Genomic DNA, 5264 nt, shown 5'->3' on the forward strand with positions numbered 1-5264 from the left:
AGCTCGCTCTCGATCTGGATCTGCTTGCGGTTGTGCTGCAGCTCCGAGCCGTCGATCAGGAAGGTGTCTTCCACACGCTCGCCCAGCGTGGTGATCTTGGCCAGCTGCAAGTTGACGTGGTGGCGGGCCAGCACGCGGGCGATGGCGTAGAGCAGGCCGGAGCGGTCGCTGGCAGAGACGGCCAGCAGCCAGCGCTGCGCCCGCTCGTCGGGGCGCAGCGTCACGCGCGGCGTGACCGGGAACGACTTCACGCGCCGAGACAGCCGGCCGCGGCTCGGCTCGGGCAGCGCACCGCTGGCGGCCACTGCGGCGGCCAGCTGCGTCTCGACCAGCGAGATCAGGTCGCGGTACTGCACCGCGTCCTGGCCCTCCAGCTGCGGGCTGGTGACCTGGAAGGTGTCGAGCGCGTAGCCGGCGCGCGTGGTGTGCACCTTGGCATCGAGGATGTTGAAGCCCGCGCTGTCGAAATAGCCGCAGATGCGCGCGAACAGGTCGGGCCGGTCGGGCGAATACACCACCACCTGCAGCCCTTCGCCCAGCGAGGAAGGCCGCGCCTTGACCACCGGCTCGGCGCTGTCGAGGTGGCGGAACAGCGAGCGCGCATGCCAGGCGATGTCACCGGCGTCGTGGCGCGCGAAGTAGCTGACCTCCAGCGTCTTCCACAGCGCCGTCTCGGTGCCGGGCAGCATGGAGTGCAGGTTGAGCAGGTGGCGGGCCTCTTCCTTGCGCGCCTCGATCTCGGCGTCGAGATTGGGCTTGGCGCCGCCGAGGGCGCGCAGCGTCGAGCGGTAGAGGTCTTCCAGCAGCTTGCCCTTCCAGGCATTCCACACCTTCGGGCTGGTGCCGCGGATGTCGGCCACGGTCAGCAGGTACAGGCCGGTGAGGTAGCGCGGCGTGCCCACCCGGCGGGCGAACTCCTCGATCACCTCGGGGTCGGAGAGGTCTTCCTTCTGGGCGATGCGCGACATGCGCAGGTGCTCGCGCACCAGGAACTCGATCAGTGCGGCGTCCTCGCGGTCGATGCGATGGTCGCGGCAGAAGCGGCGCACCTCGGTGGCGCCGAGCTCGGAGTGGTCGCCGCCGCGGCCCTTGGCCACGTCGTGGAACAGAGCGGCCACGTAGAGGATCCACGGCTTGTCCCAGGTGAGCGCCAGCTGCGTGCAGAACGGGTACTCGTGGGCGTGCTCGGGGATGAAGAAGCGCCGCACGTTGCGCAGCACCATCAGGATGTGCTGGTCCACGGTGTAGACGTGGAACAGGTCGTGCTGCATCTGCCCGACGATGCGGCGGAACACCCACAGGTAGCGCCCCAGCACCGAGGTCTGGTTCATCAGCCGGAAGGCGTGGGTCTGGCCTTCCTTCTCCTGCAGGATCTGCATGAAGGTGGCGCGGTTCACCGGATCCTGCCGGAACTCGGCCCCCATCTGCTCGCGGGCGTTGTAAAGCGCCCGCAGCGTGCGCGCCGACAGCCCCTTGATGCCCACCGTCCGCTGGTAGGTCAGGAAGGTGCGCAGGATGGCGTGCGGGTGGCGCTGGTAGAGGTCGTCGCTGGCCACCTCGATCATGCCGCCGCGCTCGAGGAAGAACTCGTCGATCGGGCGCATCGGCGCATCCTGCGAGCCGGCCACCCGCTCCTCGATGTTGAGCATCAGGATCTGGTTGAGCTGCGCCACCGCCTTGGCCGCCCAGTAGTAGCGGCGCATCAGCACCTCGGAGGCGCGCTGGCCCGGCGACGACTGATAGCCGAAGCTCTCGGCCACCGCCGTCTGCAGGTCGAACACCAGGCGGTCCTCGCGCCGGCCGGCGATCACGTGCAGGCGTGCGCGGATCAGCCTGAGCAAGCCTTCGTTGCGCTGCAGCTGCTTGACTTCGAAGGGCGTGATCAGCCCCTTGGCGGCGAGCTCGTTCCAGTTCTTGCCGAGGCCGGCCGCACGCGCCACCCAGATCACCACCTGCAGGTCGCGCAGGCCGCCGGGGCTCTCCTTGCAGTTGGGCTCCAGTGCGTAGGGCGTGTCCTCGTACTTCTGGTGGCGCTGGCGCATCTCCAGCGTCTTGGCCCGGAGGAAGGCCCTGGCGTCCATCGCCCGGGTGTTGGCGTGGCGGAAGGTGGTGAACACGCGCCGCGAGCCGCACAGGTAGCGGCTTTCCAGCAGCGCGGTCTGCACGGTGACATCGCGCTCGGCCTCGGCGATGCACTCGTCGACGGTGCGCACCGACGAGCCGATCTCCAGCCCGATGTCCCAGCACGCGGTGATGAAGCCCTCGATCGCCGCCTGCGTGGCCGCCGCCTCGCCGTCGGGCTGGCGCACGGCGGCCGGCGGCAGCAGCACCAGCACGTCGATGTCGGAGTGCGGGAACAGCTCGCCGCGGCCGTAGCCGCCCACGGCCAGCAGCGCGGCGCCCTCGGGCATGCCGCTGCGCTGCCACAGCGACTGCAGCGTGGCGTCGACGTGCCTGGCCAGCGACTTGAGCAGCCGCGAAGCCGCCGGTGCGCTGGCCCGCGAGGACCGGAAATGCGTGATCAGCTCGGCCTTGCCCTGGCGGAAGCGGGTGCGCAGTTCGGCGATGCCCTCGCGGGCGGCGCCGTCGGCATCGAGCACGGCCGAGGCCATGGGCGGCTCAGCCTGCAACGAACGCCGGCGGCGGCGGGCTGCCGGCCGACAGCGTGAGCACCTCGTAGCCCGTCTCGGTGACCAGCACCGTGTGCTCCCATTGCGCCGACAGCGAGCGGTCCTTGGTGACGATGGTCCAGCCGTCGCCCATCTCGCGGATGTCGCGCTTGCCGGCGTTGATCATCGGCTCGATGGTGAAGGTCATGCCCGGCACCAGTTCCTCGAGGGTGCCCGGGCGGCCGTAGTGCAGCACCTGCGGCTCCTCGTGGAACTTGCGGCCGATGCCATGGCCGCAGAATTCGCGCACGATCGAGAAGCCGTTGGTCTCGGCGAAGGTCTGGATGGTGTGGCCGATGTCGCCCAGCCGCGCGCCCGGCTTCACCTTGGCGATGCCCTTCCACATGGCCTCGTAGGTCATCTGGCAAAGCCGCTTGGCGGCGATCGACCCTTCGCCGACCACGAACATGCGGCTGGTGTCGCCGTGCCAGCCGTCCTTGATGACGGTGACGTCGATGTTGACGATGTCGCCGTTCTTCAGCGGCCGGTCGTTCGGGATGCCGTGGCACACCTGATGGTTGATCGAGGTGCAGATCGACTTGGGGTAGGGTGTATAGCCCGGCGGCGCGTAGTTCAGCGGCGCGGGAACCGCACCCTGCACGTTCACGATGTGGTCGTGGGCCAGCTTGTCCAGGGCTTCGGTCGAGATGCCGGGCTTCACGTGCGGCGTGAGCATGTCCAGCACCTCGGAGGCCAGCCGGCCGGCGAGGCGCATGCCCTCGATCTCGGCGGCGGTCTTGATCGTGATCGTCATGGGAAGGGATTATCTCATCGGCCACGTAAAATCGCGGGTTTCCACCGGGGCGCCCCCGCCCCGCGGCCGGCCTTCCACCCCCTTCCACCCGGACAGCGTCGCGTGACCACCAGCCCCCAGCATCTGTTCCACTTCGAGGGCGGCAACGCGCTGTCCGCCTTCCGCGCGCAAGCGCTGCTGCCGCGCCTTCAGGCGGTGAACCCGCGCATCACTGCCGTGCACGCGCGCCACGTGCACTGGGTGTGGAGCGACCATCCGCTGGCCGGTGCCGAGCACGACAGGCTCGAAGCCCTGCTGCGCTACGGCGACCCGTACGGCGGCCCGGCCGAAGGCACGCTGATCGTGGTGGCGCCGCGCCTGGGCACGGTATCGCCCTGGGCCTCGAAGGCCACCGACATCGCGCACAACTGCGGCCTGGCCATCCGGCGTGTCGAGCGTGTCACCGAGTACCGCCTCACGCTCAAGAGCGGCCTGCTTGGCGGCACCAAGGCACTCTCCGACGACGAACTGCGTCAGTGCGCCGCGCTGCTGCACGACCGCATGACCGAGAGCGTGCTGCTCGCGCGCGGCGACGCGAAGCACCTGTTCGACGAGCAGCCGGGCAAGCCGATGGAGCACGTCGACGTGCTCGGCCGCGGCCGTGCGGCGCTGGAGGCCGCCAACAAGGACTTCGGCCTGGCGCTGTCGGACGACGAGATCGACTACCTCGTCGATGCCTTCACCGGCCTGAAGCGCAACCCGACCGACGTCGAGCTGATGATGTTCGCGCAGGCCAACTCCGAGCACTGCCGGCACAAGATCTTCAACGCCCGCTTCACCATCGACGGCGTGCCGCAGGAACACTCGATGTTCGGCATGATCCGCCACACCCATCAGCGCTCGCCGCAGCACACGGTGATCGCCTACAGCGACAACGCGAGCGTGATGGAAGGGCACGAGGTCGAGCGCTGGCTGCCGCAGGGCTACACCAACGCGCCGGCCTACGGGCCGCGCCGCGAGACGGCCCATGTGCTGATGAAGGTGGAGACGCACAACCACCCCACGGCGATCTCGCCGTTCCCGGGTGCCTCCACGGGCGCCGGCGGCGAGATCCGCGACGAGGGCGCCACCGGCCGCGGCTCGCGGCCCAAGGCGGGGCTGACCGGCTTCTCGGTGTCGAACCTTCACCTGCCCGGCACCAGCGAACCCTGGGAGCGCGAGCCCTACGGCAAGCCCGAACACATCGCCAGCCCGCTGCAGATCATGATCGACGGCCCGCTCGGCGGTGCCGCGTTCAACAACGAGTTCGGCCGGCCCAACCTGCTCGGCTACTTCCGCGTCTACGAGCAGACGGTGGATGGCGTGCGCCGCGGCTACCACAAGCCGATCATGATCGCCGGCGGCCTGGGCACCATCTCGTCCACGCAGACGAGCAAGGTCGAGTTTCCCGCCGGCACACTGCTGGTTCAGCTCGGCGGGCCGGGCATGCGCATCGGCATGGGCGGCGGCGCGGCCAGCTCCATGGCGGCCGGTGCGAACGCCGCCGAGCTCGACTTCGACTCGGTGCAGCGCGGCAACCCGGAAATCCAGCGCCGCGCGCAGGAGGTCATCAACCACTGCTGGGCGCTGGGCGAGAGCAACCCCATCCTGGCCATCCACGACGTCGGCGCGGGCGGCATCAGCAATGCCTTTCCCGAGCTCGTGGACGGCGCCGGCAAGGGCGCGCGCTTCGATCTGTCGAAAGTGCCACTGGAGGAATCCGGCCTCGCGCCCAAGGAGATCTGGTGCAACGAGAGCCAGGAGCGCTACGTGATGGCGGTGCGTGCCGATGCGCTGCCGCTGTTCCAGGCGATGTGCGAGCG

The 5264-nt window shown here is 69.4% G+C and carries 3 protein-coding genes; 1 reads left to right on the forward strand and 2 read right to left on the reverse strand.

Annotation, left to right across the window (positions count from 1 at the left end; all coding sequences use genetic code 11):
• The coding region (locus tag AB7U92_RS21310) for a [protein-PII] uridylyltransferase (protein WP_428581757.1) at positions 1-2612 on the reverse strand (2612 nt) is incomplete at its 3' end.
• 7 nt (positions 2613-2619) lie between these two features.
• The gene (gene map / locus AB7U92_RS21315; protein ID WP_428581760.1) at positions 2620-3423 is read right to left on the reverse strand and encodes a type I methionyl aminopeptidase; all 804 of its coding nucleotides are present in this window, start codon (positions 3421-3423) and stop codon (positions 2620-2622) included.
• 102 nt (positions 3424-3525) lie between these two features.
• On the opposite strand from map, the gene purL reads away from it, so the two are divergent.
• Positions 3526-5264: phosphoribosylformylglycinamidine synthase (purL, locus tag AB7U92_RS21320; protein WP_428581763.1), on the forward strand; the 1739-nt coding region annotated here is incomplete at its 3' end.

Source organism: Piscinibacter sp., from assembly GCF_050175855.1.
Lineage (GTDB): Bacteria > Pseudomonadota > Gammaproteobacteria > Burkholderiales > Burkholderiaceae_C > Piscinibacter.

Bases quoted from the DNA above. Each gene is read 5' to 3' on its own strand.
- map (WP_428581760.1), bottom strand. From the start codon at position 3,423: ATGACGATCACGATCAAGACCGCCGCCGAGATCGAGGGCATGCGCCTC.